A 13,409-nucleotide genomic window follows, 5' to 3' on the forward strand; every position below is an offset into this window, starting at 1 on the left:
GCAACCTCAGCGCCCGCCGTTCAACCACCGCTTAAAGAGTTCAACAAAGTGCTCAAGCTGTTTACGGCTAACATCTAAGTGGCAGACAAGGCGCAGTTTCTGGCCTCCGGGCAGCTTTATATCATGTTGCGCCATAAGCTCGCGTAAGCCGTCTGCATTCAAGGACTCAGGCAAATCAACAAAGGTCATATTAGTGCCGGAATAGCGAACTTTAGCCTCGGTGCCGGCCAGCAACTCCGAAAGCTGCTCGAAAAGCCACTCTGCATTGTCATGGTCGTCCTGAATGCGCTCAAGCTGATGCGTTAATGCGTAATCTATGGCTACGGCAACAAACCCGGCCTGGCGCATACCGCCGCCGACCATTTTACGCCAACGGCGCGCGCGGGCGATTAACTCTTTTGACCCTGCCAGCAATGAACCAATAGGCGCGCCCAGACCTTTTGAGCAACACAAAGACACACTGTCAAAAGGTGCTGCAAGTTCGGCCATGCTGCGGCCGCTGGCAATGGCTGCATTAGGTAAACGCGCGCCGTCTAAATGCATCGACAAACCATTCTGGTCCGCCAAAATTCGGGCTTCATCAAAATAGGCCTGGTCAATCAGTTGCCCGCCGTGGGTATTTTCAAAAGCCAGCAACCGGGTAATAGGAAAGTGCGGGTCGTCAGGCTTGATCCGCTGTTTTATGGTGTCGAGTGATAAGGTTCCGTCGGCCTCAACCTCAATAGTTTGTGGTACCACGCTGCCTAAAACTGCTGCGCCACCAGCCTCGTACCGATAAGTGTGATATTCCTGGCCGACAATATACTCTTCGCCGTTCCGACAATGACTCATGATACCCAGTAAGTTGCTTTGCGTACCAGAACTGCACAGCAGGGCATCTTCTTTACCCAGTAATTCAGCCACACGCTTTTCCAGCGCGTTAATGGAAGGGTCTTCGCCATAAACATCATCGCCAACGGTTGCATCGGCTATAGCGGCACGCATAGCGGCGCTTGGAAGGGTAACGGTATCACTGCGTAAGTCCAGCATAACAGCCTCATCTGGGTATTGGTTATAACAACTATCATCCGGTTCTAAGCTCATGGTTGTTTAGCGAGCTCAGTCAAGGGATAATGCCCCATTATTGAACCAAACACACGACAACAAAGCGACCCAATATGAAAGTTTTTAATACTGTACTGGAAATGGTCGGCAATACGCCAATGGTTAAAGTAACCAACATGGACACCGGCCCGTGCGAGCTGTATTTGAAATTAGAGCTGCAGAATCCGGGCGGCTCTATTAAAGACCGTATTGCTGTGGAAATGATTGAGCAAGCGGAAAAACAAGGAAAATTAAAGCCTGGTGACACCATTATTGAAGCAACTGCGGGAAATACCGGCTTAGGTTTGGCGCTTGTGGCTGCCAGTAAAGGCTATCCGCTGAAAATTGTTATGCCCGATAAAATGAGCCAGGAAAAAGTCAATAACCTTCGTGCAATGGGCGCTGAAGTTGTGCAAACGCGCTCTGATGTGCAAAAAGGCCACCCGGAATATTATCAGGACATGGCAGCGCGCATGGCGGAAGAAAACGGTTACTACTATGTGAACCAGTTTGAGAACCCGGCAAACGTTGATGCTCATTACAAAACCACCGGCCCTGAAATTTGGCAGCAAATGGATGGCAAGCTAGACGCCTTTGTTTGTGGTGTCGGTTCGGGTGGTACGCTGACAGGCATTGGCCGTTATTTGCGTGAGCAGAACAGTGACGTGGATCTGGTACTGGCTGACCCGGAAGGCTCTATTCTTGAGCCGCTTGTGAACCGCAACGAAGAAGTGGAAGCAGGCAGCTGGCTGGCAGAAGGTATCGGTGAAGACTTTGTACCGAAAATTTGTGACATCAAATTGGCGAACACCGCATTTGCTATATCGGACAAAGAAGGTCTAACAACCGCGCGTAAATTACTGGAAAAAGAAGGCGTTATGGTGGGCTCTTCAAGTGGCTACTTAATAGCCGCAGCGCTACGCTATTGCCAACAACAAACCGAACCAAAACGCGTTGTGACGCTGGCTTGCGATACGGGTAACCGTTACTTGTCCAAGCTGTTCAACGACGACTGGATGCGTTCTCAAAACTTGCTGTAACGCTTGCTGTAAATTAAGGAACCTGAATCATGGCAAATGAAAAAACAATGAAATTCGCGACGCGCGCCATTCATGGCGGGCAGTCTCCTGAGCCGGTAACAGGCGCGGTTATGCCGCCAATTTTCACCAGCTCAACCTACGCACAGGAAAGCCCGGGTCAGCACAAAGGTTTTGAATATTCGCGTTCACATAACCCAACGCGCTTTGCCTGGGAGCGTTCTGTTGCCTCTTTGGAAGGTGGCAAGCAAGGTCTGGCTTTTGCTTCAGGTATGGCAGCAACCTCGACTATTCTTGAGCTGCTGGACAGTGGCGACCACGTGGTTGCAATGGACGACTTGTACGGCGGCAGCTTCCGTTTATTCGATAAAGTGCGCGGACGCTCTGCTGGCCTGAAGTTCTCTTATGTCGACTTAGCCGACTTAAGCGCAGTGGAAGCCAGCATTCAGGACAACACCCGCATGATCTGGGTGGAAACGCCAAGCAACCCCATGCTGAAGTTGGTCGATATTGAAGCCATTGTGAAGCTGGCTAAGAAAAAGAATCCGGATATTATTGTGGTGGTGGATAACACATTCGCTACGCCATTTAACCAGCGTCCGCTGGAAATGGGCGCAGATATGGTAATGCACTCGGCCACCAAATACCTTAACGGTCACTCTGATATGGTCGGCGGTATCGCAGTTGTTGGTGACAATGACGACCTGGTTGAGCGTATGCTGTTCTTGCAGAACTCAGCAGGTGCTATTGCCGGTCCGTTTGACTCGTACTTAGCGTTGCGAGGCGTGAAAACACTGGCCTTGCGTATGCGTCACCACAACGAAGCGGCAATGGAACTGGCCAAGTGGCTTGAGCAACACCCGAAAGTGGAAAAAGTCATTTATCCGGGACTGGAAAGCCACCCGCAGCACGAGCTGGCTAAAAAGCAAATGCAGGGCTTTGGCGGCATGATTTCGATTTTGCTGAAAGGCGATTTAGAAGCTGCGCGCAAATTCCTGGAGTCGGTAGAAGTGTTCGCCTTGGCGGAAAGCTTAGGTGGCGTTGAGTCGCTTATTGAACACCCGGCTATTATGACGCATGCGTCAGTGCCGAAAGAAAACCGCGAGAAGTTAGGCATTTTAGATAACTTTGTTCGCGTATCGGTTGGTATTGAAGATCTGGATGATCTGAAAGCCGATTTAGACAAGGCGCTAAGCGCATTTTAATCGCCACCAACGATTAAAAGAATAACGTTTAATAAATAAAACCGGCTATCTAGCCGGTTTTTTGCTTTTTAATTCAACAATTTATACAAAATTTTACACTTTCGTCATAATTCAGTAGAGTTATCTCAGCCGTGAAAACGTCGGCAATAAATAAGAAAAAACGCCAAAAAGCGTTACATACACAACGAGAAGGAAAGACTTATGCTATTGAGCCTAATGGTACTCCAGGGACTCGTAGCCGCATTGTTGTTTTACGTATTAGTGGGCCAACACCAGAAGAAGCCTTTGTGGAATTTACTTGCCGTGCTTACCGCCGGTTTCATTCCACCATTAAATTGGGCGTTACTGGTATTGTCGATTGGTGTCAGAATGTGGCGCCGGTCTCCCGATACTATTGCGGAAAAGCTTAGTGCGGCAAAACTCAGTCACTAACTGGTAAGGCAAGTTAGCAGTATGTCAGACACCACCAACGTACGACCTTTTCATTTAGCCATTCCTGTTAGTTCGTTGGACAATGCCCGAGCGTTTTACGGCGATGTGCTTGGGCTTCCTCAGGGTCGTAGCAGCGACGACTGGATAGACTGGAACTTCTTCGGTCACCAATTTGTCACTCACGTAGCACCCGACGTTGCAGGCATGAAAAACCACAGCGGCGTTGACGGTCATTCAGTTCCCGTTCCTCACTTTGGCGTGGTACTATTGCGTAACGACTGGGAAGCATTGGCTGAGCGGGTTAAAGCTGCGGGTATCGAGTTTGTTATTGAACCTTATATTCGTTTTAAAGGTAAACCCGGCGAGCAGGGCACTATGTTCTTCTACGATTACTGCGGTAATGCGCTGGAGTTCAAAACCTTTAACGACGACAGCCAAATCTTCGCAACCTAAACGCTTCAGCGACCGCACTTTCGGAGTTTCAACGTGAGTCAACTTAATACGTTTCAACGTATTCGCGAGCTGCCTCGTGATCAGCAAATTGTTCTGGCGCTTTATTTGTGCGAGCGCATGGTGCCCAACTATGACTTTTTCCACCACCTCACAGGCTTTGGTGACAGTAAACCGCTGCACGGATCGCTCAATGCGTGTTGGGACTGGGTAGTAAACCCGAAAAAAACCAAAGTGAACTTTGCCCGTTGGCAGGAAAAGGTCGACGAACAAACCCCGAGTGAGCATGGGCATGACATGTTGGGCGTGTACCCAGCGATGGACGCCTGTACGGCAATAAGCACATTACTTCAGGGCTTGCTGGACGATAACGCCGCCAACTTGCTGGACGTTGCAAAAATATCCCAGGCGAGCGTGGCGAAATTTATCGAGCTGAACGACGCAGAAGATATTGGCACTGAGCATTTAAAAGAGCACGTCGATAACCACGAGCTGATGGAGTACGAAATTGCCATTCAGCAGGCCATGCTCAATTTTCTGGAGCAACAGCCTGCAGTAAATAGCGCGCTAGTGAAACAACTGAAAATGATGCTCAGTGACGAGGGCGTGTCTAATCTTGGTCTTGCTTTGGACGCTGAAGAATAGACAACCAGGCGAAAATACCAAACGCAAGAATTTGCCAGCTGTCGCCTTTTTTCCACGGTAAATGCTGCTTCATAGTGCCAATGAATACTCCCAGAAGCAGCAAGTGCATAATCACCAGAACCGCCAGCAACACACTTAAAAGACCTATGGACTGACTACTCAGCTCACCAGTAGCGCCGCCTAAAATAGCAAACAAGCCTAGCCAAATTACGGCAAACACGACTTTGCCGGCAATAATGATAACTTTCATGTAATGTCCTTTGTCAGTAAACGAAAACACACTTGCCCATGTGTCTTCTCTTTTAAAAGCTGCCAACCTGCGGGCAATGCCAATTCATAGTCTTTTTCAGTTTCCAAATACACCTGATTGTCGGGTGCCAACCATGAATGCTCATTGAGCAGAGTTATAGCTGACGTAGCGAGCCCCTGACGAAATGGTGGATCAATAAACACAATGTCATAGCGGCTGTCGCTGGGCTTTTTCAGCCAATCGAGAGCATTCGCAGTAACGACTTCCATACCCTTAGTGTGCAACAGTGACGTATTGTCCTGTAATTGTTTGCTGACTTTATTCTCAGCCTCGATAAGCGTGACTTGAGCCGACCCCCGTGACGCTGCTTCAAACCCTAAGCTGCCACTGCCGGCAAATAAATCCAACACCTTAGCGTCGACAATATCCCACTGCAGCCAGTTAAACAGGGTTTCACGCACACGGTCCGTGGTCGGCCTTAGCCCGGGACTGTCGGCTATGGGCAAGCGTCGGCCGCGCCATTGTCCGCCGATAATGCGGTAGTCGCCGGTTGTTTGAGAAGGGCGGGTCTTTCCTGCACGCTTTCTGGCCACAATGAGTTCCTTTATTCAGACCGTCGTCAGTTTCTAAACAGCATGGTAAACTAAAGCCATAAGTTTAACGATTCCTGCGTGTCAGTTCCAAGGAAACCTATATGTCGATGTTTTCGCTGTTTAAAAAGAAGCGTGATAAAAAAGAGTCTGAAGAAGAAAAGGTACAAGACGAAGCCGTTGTTGACGAGCAAGAGTCGTCTGACGGTGAGCAGCAAGCCGAGCCGGAAGCGTCCGATGAAGCGCAGCAAACAGAGGTAGAGCCTGAGAAAGAGCCAGCAAAAGAAGAGCGGAAGGAAGCCGAGACTCCGAAAGCGGAGCCTGTCGACACAAAAACTCAGGAAAAAGGTGAGAAGAAAGGCTTTTGGGCGCGCTTAACGCAAGGGCTTCGTAAAACATCTGGTTCCATTGGTTCTGGCCTTATCGGCGTATTTCGCGGTAAGAAAATCGATGATGATTTGTTCGAAGAGCTCGAAACCCAGCTGCTGATGGCTGACTTAGGTGTTGCAACCACAACGAAAATCATCGACAACCTGACACAGCAAGCGGACCGCAAACAACTGAAAGACGCTGAAGCACTTTACGAATTGCTGCAAGAACAGCTAGCTGACATTTTAAAGCCTGTCGACAGACCACTAGAGATTCCGAAATCTGACTCGCCATACGTTATTCTCATGACGGGTGTAAACGGCGTGGGTAAAACCACTACCATCGGTAAGTTAGCAAAACAATTCAAAGCCGAAGGTAAGTCAGTCATGCTGGCAGCCGGCGATACTTTCAGGGCCGCTGCGGTCGAACAGTTGCAAGTATGGGGCGAGCGCAATGATATACCTGTTATTGCTCAGCATACCGGCGCGGACAGCGCCTCTGTTTTGTATGACGCTTTAGAAGCCGCGAAAGCTCGGGGCACCGACGTGCTTATTGCAGATACGGCAGGGCGTTTGCAGAACAAAGCAAACTTAATGGAAGAACTTAAAAAGTTAGTTCGAGTGATGAAAAAGCTCGACCCGGAAGCTCCACATGAAGTTATGCTGACACTGGACGCAGGCACGGGACAAAACGCCATTAGCCAGGCCAAGTTGTTTACCGAAGCGGTAGGAGTGTCCGGCATTGTCATGACCAAACTCGACGGTACCGCCAAAGGCGGTGTTATATTCGCCGTTGCTGATCAGTTTGCCATTCCAATTCGCTATATTGGTGTCGGCGAAAGTTTGGAAGATTTACGCCCATTTGTAGCGAAGGACTTTATTGCGGCGTTATTTGACCGTAATGTAGAAGCATCAGAAACCACAACGGCGAACTAACATGATCCGCTTTGAGCAAGTCAGTAAAACGTACCCGGGAGGTCATCAGGCACTGAGCCATGTTGACTTCCACGTAAAGCCCGGAGAAATGGCTTTTTTAACCGGCCACTCGGGGGCGGGGAAAAGTACGTTACTGAAGCTCATTAGTTTGATGGAACGACCGACAGCGGGTCGCGTGCTTATTAACGGGCATGACTTACGAAAAATTAAGCCGTCACAGGTGCCTTATGTGCGCCGGGACATTGGCATGATTTTTCAGGACCATCGTCTGTTAATGGACAAAACGGTTTTCGATAATGTTGCCTTACCGCTTATTATTGAAGGCTATAGCGTTCAGGAAGCGCGCAAGCGGGTACTGGCAGCACTGGAAAAAGTTGGTTTAGCCGACAAAGTGAAGCATTACCCACAAATGCTATCCGGCGGCGAACAGCAACGCGTTGGAATTGCCCGCGCCATTGTCACGAAGCCACCATTGCTACTTGCCGATGAGCCCACCGGTAACCTCGACCCTAAGCTATCGATGGAAATTATCCGCTTGTTTGAGGAATTCAATAAAGTGGGGGTTGCGGTGCTTATAGCAACGCACGACTTAGGCCTCATTGCGCGACTGCGTTACAGAACGCTGACATTGAAAGACGGACGCATGATAAACGACGGTTTGGAGGATAACGAGCTATGAGTTTGTTATTTCGCAACCGCAGCGTTGAAAAAGGAGCGAGTAATCGCGGACGTTTACCTTGGTGGCGGCGCGCCGTTATGGTGCCGGTACATCATGTTCAACAAGCAGTTGCCAGCCTCGGTGAGATGTGGCGTAACCCTTTCGCGTCGTTGATGACTATGGCCGTGTTGGGCCTAAGCTTAACGCTGCCGTCGTCGCTGTATGTGTTGGTCAAAAACACCAGTAGTATTACTGACAGTTGGCAGCAAGCGTCCGAAATTACGCTGTTTTTGAAAAAAGAGCTAAAAACCTCGGAAATTGAAACTTTCAAAACTCAGACGAGCCTGTCTGATAACGTCGAATCGGTACGCTGGGTACCCAAGGACGAAGGGCTGGAGCAGTTTAAAGAGCAGTCCGGCTTTGGCGAAACGCTCGATTACCTGTCGAATAACCCGTTGCCCGATGTGTTGGTCGTGATACCGGCCGAAAACTACCGAGCCGCTGAGCAGGCCGAGGCGTTATTACTGGAGTTCCAGAATAAGCGTGAAGTAGCGCATGCCAAACTGGATATTGAATGGCTCAACCGGTTACAGGCAATACTCGACTTAATTGAAGACACCTTAGGTGCGTTGGCCTTAGTGCTGTGTTTATCAGTGGTTCTGATAGTTGGTAACACCATTCGTTTGAACATACTCTCGAAGCGCGATGAAATTGTCATTATGAAATTGGTGGGTGCCACTAATGCGTTTATTCAACGTCCATTTTTGTATACCGGTGCCTGGTACGGCTTTATAGGTGGTATTTTCGCCTGGGTCGTGACGCTTTTATTGATCTGGTGGATTGAAAGTGCCGTATTAACTGTTACAAACTTATACGATAGTCAGTTTCAGTTAGACGGTCTGACATTCGGCGAATTAATCGCCATCTGGGTTATTGCAATTGGGTTGGGTCTGACAGGTTCTTACTTAGCTGTAAGACGTCATATACAAAGTATCGAACCAGAATAAATTAGAGTTGCGAAAGCCATAGTCTTAGTTATACTAATTTGTCCGATCGCCAATGATCTGAACGGAACTTTTAGACCTAAAAACGGTCTTAGACACTGACGGTTAAGCGGTATTTTGTCGGTATTTTTACTAGAGGTTGTTAAATGAGCACTGAATTAAGCACCATGGCATTATCGGTTCCCCAAGGGGGAGGACTCGACGGTTATATTCAGTCAGTCAACCGTATTCCTATGCTAAGCGCTGAAAAAGAGAAAGACTTAGCAACTCGACTGTATGAAGAAGGTGATTTAGATGCAGCGCGTGAGCTTATCATGTCACACCTGCGCTTTGTTGTGCATGTCGCCCGTAGCTATTCTGGATACGGTCTTCCACAAGCCGACTTAATTCAGGAAGGTAACATTGGCTTAATGAAAGCCGTGAAGCGTTTCAACCCGTCTGTCGGTGTTCGTCTGGTTTCTTTTGCCGTTCACTGGATTAAAGCAGAAATTCATGAATATGTACTGCGTAACTGGCGTGTTGTAAAAGTTGCGACCACCAAAGCTCAGCGCAAATTATTCTTCAACCTGCGCAAAATGAAAAAGCGTTTAGGTTGGTTCAGCCAGAAAGAAGTTGAAACTGTTGCTGAAGAGTTAGGCGTCAGCACCAAAGAAGTGCTGGAAATGGAAGCGCGTATGAGCGCCCATGACCAGGCTTTCGAGCTAAGCTCAGATGACGACGACTCAAAAGAAGGCAGCACATACTCTCCAGCCATGTATCTGGAAGATAAGCGTTCAGACTTAGCCGCTGAAATTGAGGCCGAAGACTACGAGTCTCATAACCAACAGAAACTGCTGACAGCAATGAGTGAGCTTGACGAACGTAGTCAGGATATTGTGCAGTCACGTTGGTTGTCTGAAGATAAAACCACATTACATGACCTTGCCGCGAAGTATGAAGTCTCTGCCGAGCGCGTTCGCCAGTTAGAGCAGAACGCCATGAAAAAACTTCGCGTCGCTATGAGCTAAATGCAGTGCCGCGTTGGTTGCGGCGCTTGCTGCATAGCTCCTTCCATTAGTTCTCCTATCCCCGGTATGCCAAATGGCAAACCTGCCGGGGTTCGTTGTGTTCAACTTGATGACAATAATTTGTGCCGGCTATTTGGCAAACCAGAGCGTCCAGATGTCTGTGAAGCTTTTACGGCGGACTACGATATTTGCAAAGATACCCGAGAAGAAGCGCTTATTTTGCTGACGTCACTGGAAGAAGCGACATCGAACGATTAGGTGCAACAGTAAGCTCTGATGCGAAAACCAGCTCTATACCTTGTTCTTCTAACTGGGGTAAATTTTGTTTAAGGAACTCTAACGTCTCTGGGTAAGGGTGCCCAATACCAACAGCAGAACCGTGCTTCCTGGCATGCCGTAACAAAGTTTTGAATTGTTGGGCGAGATAAGCTTTGTCGGTTTCGTTATCAAGAAATACATGGCGTCGACTCGACTTAACACCGACCGATTTGGCGGTGTCTTCTGCCACACTAAACTCTGAGGTGCGGCTGTCCAAAAAGAACAGCTGTCGAGAGGACAGGGTTTCCATTACTGCGTGCATAGGTACGGGTAACTGCGTTAGCTTGCTGCCCATGTGGTTATTTACACCTGCAACGTACGGAATAGACTCCAGGGCATCGGTTAATTGCAGTTTTATCTGTTGTGCGCTCATAGTTGAGGTAATTTCACCCGGCCCGGACCAGATGTTGTCGACCGCTTCCATTGGCATGTGCAGTAAAATTTGTTTTTGCTGATGATGCGCCCGCAGCGCAAATGAACGGGCGTAAGGCGTATAAGGTAGTACGGCAAAGGACACCTTACCCGGCAGTAGCGCCGCTTCCAGGTGACTTCGGTGATTCCCTATATCATCTATGACAATAGCAATTTTCGCAGCCTGTGCGCTGCTGCAAGTCAGAAGTGCCAGTGCGATTATCACATGTAAGAGTTTCATTAACGTATCCAGTGACTTGGGTTTTGCGGTCTGCCCTGATGACGAATTTCAAAGTACAAAGAGGCTTTGTCGCGAGAGCCGGATTGACCCATAAGCGCTATCTCTTCGTCTTTTTTGACTTTCTCACCAACGGTTCTAAGCAATGCCTGATTATGTCCGTATAAGCTCATGTAGTTTTCACCATGGTCAACTACAATGACTAAACCAAAACCGCGTAACCAGTCCGCATAAACAATGCGGCCATCGGCAATAGAGCGTACTTCCTGTCCGTTACTGCCTTCTATCAATACGCCTTTCCATTCAACCGGGCCTTCGCGGCGCTGGCCAAAAACGCGACGGACTGTACCGTCACTGGGCCATTTTAACTGTGACTTGATGGGCTTTAAACCGACTAAGCGAACATCGCCCTGACGCTTAAGAGCCGCCTCAATGGCGGCCAGAACCTGTTCTAACTGAGCGCGGCTTTGCTCTAGCTGCTTTATTTTAGCTTTGTCACTACGCTGCTCGGCTTGCAGTTTCGCTAAGGTGTCTTCCTGTTCTCGTTGCTGACTCTCCAGCTGTTGTTTTTGCTCTGCCTGCTGTTCACGAAGTGAGACAACGTCAGCTCTTTTATCCGTCAGCTCCGCTGTTAATTGTTCAATATCGGCTTGAGTCTGTTTGATTTGCTCAATTTCTTCAACGCGAGCGTCATTCATGTACTGATAATAAGTGAGTAACCGCTCTAGCTCTGCGGGACTGCCCTGGTTAAGCAGCATTTTCAGGAAGCCATTATCGCCATTAACGTAGGCAGAAACAATTTGTTCTTCAAGCAGGGCGAGTTGCTTTTGCTGCTCTGCCTGTAAGCGTTCCAGTTCTTGTTGTGCTTCTTCGATTTCTGAATTAATACGACGAAGTTCTGTTGAGGTCTTTTGAATAGCACCCGCAATTTCAGCGGTTTTCAGCTCTAATCGCCGCAACTCGTTTTCAATATCAGACAGTTCTTCGTCACGGCTTTCAATAGCTTGCAGATGTTTATTTAACTCCGCATTTAACGCTTCAATTTCGGCCTGCGTAGCAGCTTTATCCTCTTCACTATAAGACTGTGCAAACGCCTGGCCAGAAAAGCTGAGCCAGGCGATTAACAGAATTAAAGCAAAGGCTTTTATCATGACTGTTTCAGCGTCATTAAGGTTTGCCCGGTCATTTCGTCAGGCTGCTCCATACCCATTAAGTGAAGAATGGTTGGTGCCACATCTGACAAGCGACCATCGCGTGCCTGTGCGTCACGGCCCACATAAATGAAAGGAACCAGCTCATTGGTGTGCGCGGTATGTGCCTGACCAGTTTCAGCGTCACTCATTTGTTCCGCATTGCCGTGGTCTGCGGTAATCAAACACTCTCCACCAACCGCTTCCAGTGCTGAGACAACACGACCAACGCTGTGATCAACCGCTTCACAGGCTTTTACTGCCGCATCGAAGTCGCCGGTATGCCCTACCATATCACCGTTCGGGTAGTTACAAATGATGACATCAAAGGCTTGCGACTCAATGGCGCCTACCAATTCATCGGTGAGTTGCTCAGAGTTCATTTCTGGCTGTAAGTCGTAGGTTTTGACCTTAGGCGACGGAATTAAGACACGCTTTTCACCTTCAAACTCTTCTTCGCGACCACCACTAAAGAAGAACGTCACGTGTGCGTATTTTTCAGTTTCTGAAATGCGTAACTGGGTTTTGCCATGCTTGGATAGCCATTCACCCAGCACGTTATTGAGTTGCTCCGGTGGAAAAGCACATGAGGTTTTCAGGGTATCAGCATATTCCGTTAACATGACAAAGTCTGAGGTTTTCGCGCGAGGCCCGCGTTCGAAGCCGTCAAACTCATCGTTAATAAATGCTTGGGTCATTTCGCGTGCGCGGTCAGCACGGAAATTCATAAAGAAAACGGCATCGCCGTCTTTCACGGGCGCTGGTGCACCAATAATAACGGGCTTCACAAACTCGTCAGTTTCACCGCGCTCGTAGGCGTCTTCTAAAGCATCAGTTGCGTTCGGGCTGGTTACGCCGGATACGCCGTGATAAATCGCCTTGTAGGCCTCTTCAATACGTTCCCAGCGCTTGTCTCTGTCCATGGCGTAGAAACGACCACTAAGCGTTGCAAAACGGCCTTTACCTAAACGTGCAAACAGCGCTTCAAAACGTTCTATTGACGCTTTTGCCGACTTCGGTGGCGTGTCGCGACCATCTAAAAACGCATGTACGTAAACTTCAGAAGCCCCTTGCTCGACTGCCATCTCTACCATCGCAATTAAGTGGTCTTCGTGGCTGTGTACGCCGCCCGGAGACAGCAGCCCCATAACGTGCACAGCGCCTGATGCGTCTTTTGCTTTTGCTAAAGCGTCACACAGCACTTGGTTTTTAAAGAAGCTGCGATCAGAAATAGCCTGGCTAATGCGGGTAAAGTCTTGATAAACAATTCGGCCAGCGCCTAAGTTGACGTGTCCGACTTCGGAGTTGCCCATTTGCCCATCGGGTAGTCCAACAGCACCGCCTGAGCCATCGACTAAGCAGTGTGGGTATTGCTCCCAAAGACGATCCATAACCGGCGTTTTTGCATTTGAAATGGCGTTGTCCGGCGCGTCTTCGCGGTATCCCCAACCGTCAAGAATCAATAGAACCAAAGGTTTAATCGTACGACTCATAAAGGGCCTCGTTATTTAACTAATGCGATGCGTTATTGCGAATTATTCTACTTTATTTCTGGCGCATCCGCATCCATTCAAGATTTTACTGGCA

16 protein-coding genes are annotated in these 13,409 nt (G+C 48.7%); 10 read left to right on the forward strand and 6 right to left on the reverse strand.

Annotated features, from left to right (window positions below):
* Nucleotides 1-6: 6 nt before the first annotated feature.
* Nucleotides 7-1,029: a low-specificity L-threonine aldolase gene (ltaE, locus tag CWI73_RS07665; protein ID WP_126752296.1), complete on the reverse strand. Its 1,023-nt coding sequence runs from the start codon at nucleotides 1,027-1,029 to the stop codon at nucleotides 7-9.
* A gap of 128 nt (nucleotides 1,030-1,157) precedes the next feature.
* Here ltaE and CWI73_RS07670 point away from each other — a divergent pair, with 128 nt between their 5' ends.
* The 5 genes from CWI73_RS07670 (at nucleotide 1,158) to CWI73_RS07690 (ending at nucleotide 4,852) form a co-directional block, all read left to right on the forward strand.
* Nucleotides 1,158-2,123, forward strand: coding sequence for a PLP-dependent cysteine synthase family protein (locus CWI73_RS07670; protein ID WP_126752235.1), 966 nt, complete (start codon nucleotides 1,158-1,160; stop codon nucleotides 2,121-2,123).
* Nucleotides 2,124-2,152: 29 nt separating this feature from the next.
* Nucleotides 2,153-3,325 carry a cystathionine gamma-synthase gene (locus tag CWI73_RS07675; protein ID WP_126752236.1) on the forward strand — a complete coding sequence of 391 codons (1,173 nt, stop codon included), beginning with the start codon at nucleotides 2,153-2,155 and terminating at the stop codon, nucleotides 3,323-3,325.
* Between the two features lie 201 nt (nucleotides 3,326-3,526).
* Entirely contained in the window at nucleotides 3,527-3,757 is a 231-nt protein-coding gene (locus tag CWI73_RS07680; RefSeq protein WP_126752237.1) for a hypothetical protein, read from the forward strand.
* Nucleotides 3,758-3,778: 21 nt separating this feature from the next.
* The gene (locus CWI73_RS07685) at nucleotides 3,779-4,210 is read left to right on the forward strand and encodes a VOC family protein (RefSeq protein ID WP_126752238.1); all 432 of its coding nucleotides are present in this window, start codon (nucleotides 3,779-3,781) and stop codon (nucleotides 4,208-4,210) included.
* 33 nt (nucleotides 4,211-4,243) lie between these two features.
* Nucleotides 4,244-4,852, forward strand: a complete 609-nt coding sequence (locus tag CWI73_RS07690) for a YjaG family protein (RefSeq protein WP_053953216.1) — start codon at nucleotides 4,244-4,246, stop codon at nucleotides 4,850-4,852.
* Here CWI73_RS07690 and CWI73_RS07695 read toward each other — a convergent pair.
* Nucleotides 4,818-5,102 (reverse strand): DUF1145 domain-containing protein, encoded by a 285-nt coding sequence (locus CWI73_RS07695; protein WP_126752239.1) that lies wholly within the window; start codon nucleotides 5,100-5,102, stop codon nucleotides 4,818-4,820. The two genes, CWI73_RS07690 and CWI73_RS07695, sit on opposite strands and share 35 nt — an antisense overlap.
* Nucleotides 5,099-5,695: a 16S rRNA (guanine(966)-N(2))-methyltransferase RsmD gene (gene rsmD, locus CWI73_RS07700; RefSeq protein ID WP_198675166.1), complete on the reverse strand. Its 597-nt coding sequence runs from the start codon at nucleotides 5,693-5,695 to the stop codon at nucleotides 5,099-5,101. Before rsmD ends, CWI73_RS07695 begins: the two co-directional genes overlap by 4 nt.
* A 101-nt stretch (nucleotides 5,696-5,796) precedes the next feature.
* On the opposite strand from rsmD, the gene ftsY reads away from it, so the two are divergent.
* The 5 genes from ftsY to CWI73_RS07725 all read left to right on the forward strand — a co-directional run bounded on the left by ftsY (nucleotide 5,797) and on the right by CWI73_RS07725 (nucleotide 9,923).
* Entirely contained in the window at nucleotides 5,797-6,996 is a 1,200-nt protein-coding gene (gene ftsY / locus CWI73_RS07705; RefSeq protein ID WP_126752241.1) for a signal recognition particle-docking protein FtsY, read from the forward strand.
* 1 nt (nucleotide 6,997) lies between these two features.
* Nucleotides 6,998-7,675, forward strand: a complete 678-nt coding sequence (gene ftsE, locus CWI73_RS07710) for a cell division ATP-binding protein FtsE (RefSeq protein WP_053953212.1) — start codon at nucleotides 6,998-7,000, stop codon at nucleotides 7,673-7,675.
* Complete coding sequence (gene ftsX, locus CWI73_RS07715; protein ID WP_126752242.1) at nucleotides 7,672-8,661, forward strand: permease-like cell division protein FtsX; 990 nt, start codon at nucleotides 7,672-7,674, stop codon at nucleotides 8,659-8,661. The genes ftsE and ftsX overlap by 4 nt, the downstream gene beginning before the upstream one ends.
* A 143-nt stretch (nucleotides 8,662-8,804) precedes the next feature.
* A complete protein-coding gene (gene rpoH, locus CWI73_RS07720) occupies nucleotides 8,805-9,665 on the forward strand; it encodes an RNA polymerase sigma factor RpoH (RefSeq protein ID WP_126752243.1) in 861 nt (286 codons plus the stop codon).
* Nucleotides 9,666-9,923, forward strand: a complete 258-nt coding sequence (locus CWI73_RS07725; protein WP_074668899.1) for a YkgJ family cysteine cluster protein — start codon at nucleotides 9,666-9,668, stop codon at nucleotides 9,921-9,923.
* Here the strand turns inward: CWI73_RS07725 and CWI73_RS07730 are convergent.
* The 3 genes from CWI73_RS07730 to gpmI are packed head-to-tail and all read right to left on the reverse strand — an operon-like array spanning nucleotide 9,880 to nucleotide 13,315.
* Nucleotides 9,880-10,635 (reverse strand): divergent polysaccharide deacetylase family protein, encoded by a 756-nt coding sequence (locus tag CWI73_RS07730; protein ID WP_126752244.1) that lies wholly within the window; start codon nucleotides 10,633-10,635, stop codon nucleotides 9,880-9,882. The two genes, CWI73_RS07725 and CWI73_RS07730, sit on opposite strands and share 44 nt — an antisense overlap.
* Nucleotides 10,635-11,783 (reverse strand): murein hydrolase activator EnvC family protein, encoded by a 1,149-nt coding sequence (locus tag CWI73_RS07735; RefSeq protein WP_126752245.1) that lies wholly within the window; start codon nucleotides 11,781-11,783, stop codon nucleotides 10,635-10,637. Before CWI73_RS07735 ends, CWI73_RS07730 begins: the two co-directional genes overlap by 1 nt.
* Nucleotides 11,780-13,315, reverse strand: coding sequence for a 2,3-bisphosphoglycerate-independent phosphoglycerate mutase (gene gpmI / locus CWI73_RS07740; protein ID WP_126752246.1), 1,536 nt, complete (start codon nucleotides 13,313-13,315; stop codon nucleotides 11,780-11,782). Before gpmI ends, CWI73_RS07735 begins: the two co-directional genes overlap by 4 nt.
* Nucleotides 13,316-13,409: the final 94 nt, after the last annotated feature.

The sequence above is a fragment of the Idiomarina piscisalsi genome (genome assembly GCF_003987095.1).
Lineage (GTDB): Bacteria > Pseudomonadota > Gammaproteobacteria > Enterobacterales > Alteromonadaceae > Idiomarina > Idiomarina piscisalsi.

Coding starts and splice junctions, on each gene's coding strand:
- CWI73_RS07695 (WP_126752239.1), bottom strand. CDS start 5,102: ATGAAAGTTATCATTATTGCCGGCAAAGTCGTGTTTGCCGTAATTTGG.
- CWI73_RS07735 (WP_126752245.1), bottom strand. CDS start 11,783: ATGATAAAAGCCTTTGCTTTAATTCTGTTAATCGCCTGGCTCAGCTTT.
- ftsY (WP_126752241.1), top strand. CDS start 5,797: ATGTCGATGTTTTCGCTGTTTAAAAAGAAGCGTGATAAAAAAGAGTCT.
- CWI73_RS07730 (WP_126752244.1), bottom strand. CDS start 10,635: ATGAAACTCTTACATGTGATAATCGCACTGGCACTTCTGACTTGCAGC.
- ftsE (WP_053953212.1), top strand. CDS start 6,998: ATGATCCGCTTTGAGCAAGTCAGTAAAACGTACCCGGGAGGTCATCAG.
- rpoH (WP_126752243.1), top strand. CDS start 8,805: ATGAGCACTGAATTAAGCACCATGGCATTATCGGTTCCCCAAGGGGGA.
- CWI73_RS07670 (WP_126752235.1), top strand. CDS start 1,158: ATGAAAGTTTTTAATACTGTACTGGAAATGGTCGGCAATACGCCAATG.
- CWI73_RS07680 (WP_126752237.1), top strand. CDS start 3,527: ATGCTATTGAGCCTAATGGTACTCCAGGGACTCGTAGCCGCATTGTTG.
- gpmI (WP_126752246.1), bottom strand. CDS start 13,315: ATGAGTCGTACGATTAAACCTTTGGTTCTATTGATTCTTGACGGTTGG.
- CWI73_RS07675 (WP_126752236.1), top strand. CDS start 2,153: ATGGCAAATGAAAAAACAATGAAATTCGCGACGCGCGCCATTCATGGC.
- ltaE (WP_126752296.1), bottom strand. CDS start 1,029: ATGCTGGACTTACGCAGTGATACCGTTACCCTTCCAAGCGCCGCTATG.
- CWI73_RS07685 (WP_126752238.1), top strand. CDS start 3,779: ATGTCAGACACCACCAACGTACGACCTTTTCATTTAGCCATTCCTGTT.
- ftsX (WP_126752242.1), top strand. CDS start 7,672: ATGAGTTTGTTATTTCGCAACCGCAGCGTTGAAAAAGGAGCGAGTAAT.
- CWI73_RS07725 (WP_074668899.1), top strand. CDS start 9,666: ATGCAGTGCCGCGTTGGTTGCGGCGCTTGCTGCATAGCTCCTTCCATT.